This is a genomic window from Oleiphilus sp. HI0066 (genome assembly GCF_001635725.1).
In genome coordinates this window covers 1-892 of the sequence record NZ_LWFH01000529.1, presented here as the reverse complement: position 1 = coordinate 892, position 892 = coordinate 1, and the positions used below count along the sequence as shown (strand labels likewise).

Below are 892 nucleotides of genomic sequence, written 5' to 3'. Positions count from 1 at the left end.
TCAACAAGAATCACGTCCATTTTATTCGAGACTAAATCTCGAAGTTCAGGTTTGGCGATAATGGTTTTGACTGGCGTGTAAAGCATATCAGCATAGCTAATGCGCGAATGGTCATTACGCCATTGCTCAAAGCGTTCAAACAGGCTCGGTAAAAAACCAAATTTATTCTCTAAACCGGAGTGTTTGAAAAAACTATGAGGGTCATCAAGCTGGCTTTTACATTGATCAATAAAGCTTGCTGCAACATCAAGATATTCTTTTTTATAACGCTTGAACTCATTTTGTTGTTCGGGGCTAAGAACCTGCGGAACGAGTTGTAGTAAGTGAAATTGAATTTCGCGCTCACTCAGAATATTGCCTTGATATGGAGCTAAGACACCGATCTCAATAAAGCGTTTGTATAAGCGAAACCCCATCGCATGAAACGTGCGTACTTCTGGAATACTTTGGCCTTCACCTCGCACTGATTGCAGCTTTTTCTGAAAATCGAGTTGCGCGCTTTTATTGAACATAAGCACAAGTAAGCGTCGTGGGTCGTAGCCATCAGCAAGTAATTTATTGATTCGATGTGCAAGTGTTGTGGTTTTTCCGCTACCGGCAACAGCACGAATCACATAATGCGCAACGGGAGCATCGACAATAATGCGTTGTTCAGGTGTTAGAGATATCTCGGGCATGCAGTGCTTATCGTGTTACGCGGTATGTCGGATTACTTGAGTTTTGGTATCAGAGTCAACAAACTATGAACTTTACTAACAGGATATAAGTGTCAGCGGATGATGCGTGCAATCATACTATTAAGTTTACTGATCTGGGTAGGCGGATGTGCCTCAAAAAATGCGGTTCCAAACGATTTCCAAATCAATACATCAACGCAGTCGATTAAAGAGCC

The 892-nt window shown here is 41.9% G+C and carries 1 protein-coding gene; it reads right to left on the bottom strand.

From position 1 onward, the window contains the following. Window positions 1-677, bottom strand: a 677-nt coding sequence (locus tag A3738_RS07220) for a UvrD-helicase domain-containing protein (RefSeq protein ID WP_156504049.1), incomplete at its 3' end; no start/stop codon positions are given. Window positions 678-892 lie beyond the last annotated feature (215 nt).